The organism is Pseudomonas sp. P5_B2, from assembly GCF_056400445.1.
On record NZ_JBFULH010000715.1, the window covers coordinates 1 to 1,924 of the forward strand.

A 1,924-nucleotide genomic window follows, 5' to 3' on the forward strand; every position below is an offset into this window, starting at 1 on the left:
CAGATCGAGTAAGATCGAGTAGGAGGCGGATTTACATCCGCCGTCCTCTCACACCACCGTACGTACGGATCCGTATACGGCGGTTCAAGCTATGCGGCTAAGCCGGTTTATCGTATCCAGTACCGAGACCAACCCAAGTTGATCCCATAGCTTCTTCGGCAGCGCCTGATTCATATGAGATGCTCCCGAGCTCCACCATGGGCCTCGGCCATTGAAGGCTGATTTGCAGGCGCGAGCTTCGCTAAGCCCCAGGCGCATCAAGTTACGTGCCCTCGTTGAGGGCCGCTTCCATTGACGCCAGACGACGCAGCGAAGTTTGCGCCGCACCCAGCCGTCAATTTCCTCAAGTGGCCGTTTGCTCTGACTGAGCTTGAAGTAGCCTGCCCACCCGCGCAGCACAGGGTTTATCCGTTCGATGACATTCGCCATCTTGTGGCCCCGCGCCCCGCGCAGCAGGTCTCTTAACCGGTCGTGCAAGCGACCCAGACTCATCGTCGCCACTCTCAGCCTCGGTTGCTGATGCCAGCTCATCCCATAACCCAGATAGTCGCAGACCCAAGGCCGTGCTACGTGGCTCTTTTCCCGGTTCAGCGTCAGTTTCAGGCGCTGATTCAGGAAACGCTCAACACCGGTCATCACCCGCGTGCCAGCTCGCTGACTGCGCACATAGATGTTCGCGTCGTCGGCATAACGCACGAAGCGATGGCCTCGCCGTTCCAGTTCGCGGTCGAGTTCGTTGAGTAGGATGTTCGACAGCAACGGCGAGAGCGGGCCGCCTTGCGGCGTCCCTTCCTGCCGTCGGCTGACGAGTCCGCCCGACATCGTTCCCGCTTCGAGGTAACGACGGATCAGCGTGAGCACACGCTTGTCTTCGATTTGACGCGCCACGTAGGCCATCAGGACATCGTGGTTGACCCGATCAAAGAACTTCTCGAGATCAAGTTCCACGCACCAGCGGTGACCCGCTGCCACGTGGCCGCGAGCGGTTTCGATGGCTTGGTGAGCGCTTCTACCCGGACGAAAGCCGTAGCTGTAGTCCGAGAACAGAGGATCGAAGATTGGCGTGAGCTGTTGCAGCAGTGCCTGTTGGATCAAGCGATCCACGACGCTGGGAATACCCAGTTGCCGTGTTCCGCCTTTGGGTTTGGGGATGTCAACGGCGCGTACACCCTGCGGGTGATACTCGCCGGCCAGCAACCTCACCTTGAGGGTCGGCCAATACTGTTTCACGTAGTCCGCCAAGTCGTCGACCGTCATGCCATCGGCACCCGGTGCGCCCTTGTTGCTGACCACACGTTGATACGCACGCCTAAGGTTGGCCGGTGCAAGCACCCGCTCCATCAGCGTGTCCGGCTCCGCGTTCGTCCACGTCACAGACGCCGCCGATACCTGTGCGCTGTCAGCCGTCATCCTCGGATACTGTCCGGGACTCGGAGTAACAGTCTTCTCTTGGAGAAATTTCTGCATTTCGGTATTCAACGAGACTTTGACGCCTACTGGCGGCATAACTTGTTCGGCCCTTGGTGACGGGGTTATTCGCCACTTACTACGGCCTCGGCTGACTTCTGCACGTTCATCCCGTCGCCTCTCGACGCTCGGTAGCACTGTGGCAAACGTGCAGATCTCCCAGGGTAATTCGCGCGACCTTCCTGCTTATGCCTGTCGGATCTACGTCGCAGCGTCCCGTGCAAGTATTGGGCTTTAGGGAAACACGCCCCTTTACCCCGCTGCGCCGCCTCTATCCGCTTGCTGTTCGTCAGGCCAGCATTTTGCCTCGGGCTTCCTTCAGATTCGCGGTCACCCGCGACACCCTTGCCTCTGGCTAACACTTCCCCTTGCCGGGTGTGTAGAGGACTTTCACCTCCAAGTCACCAGCGAGGCCACCACAGCCAAGCTGGTTGCGCTTGCGCGCAACGCGCCATGC

1 protein-coding gene is annotated in these 1,924 nt (G+C 59.6%); it reads right to left on the reverse strand.

Going from position 1 to position 1,924, the window contains the following annotated elements; all coding sequences use genetic code 11:
* Window positions 1-84: 84 nt before the first annotated feature.
* Complete coding sequence (ltrA, locus tag AC1DRJ_RS25940; RefSeq protein WP_477804669.1) at window positions 85-1,506, reverse strand: group II intron reverse transcriptase/maturase; 1,422 nt, start codon at window positions 1,504-1,506, stop codon at window positions 85-87.
* Window positions 1,507-1,924 lie beyond the last annotated feature (418 nt).

Bases quoted from the DNA above. Each gene is read 5' to 3' on its own strand.
- ltrA (WP_477804669.1), bottom strand. From the start codon at position 1,506: ATGCCGCCAGTAGGCGTCAAAGTCTCGTTGAATACCGAAATGCAGAAA.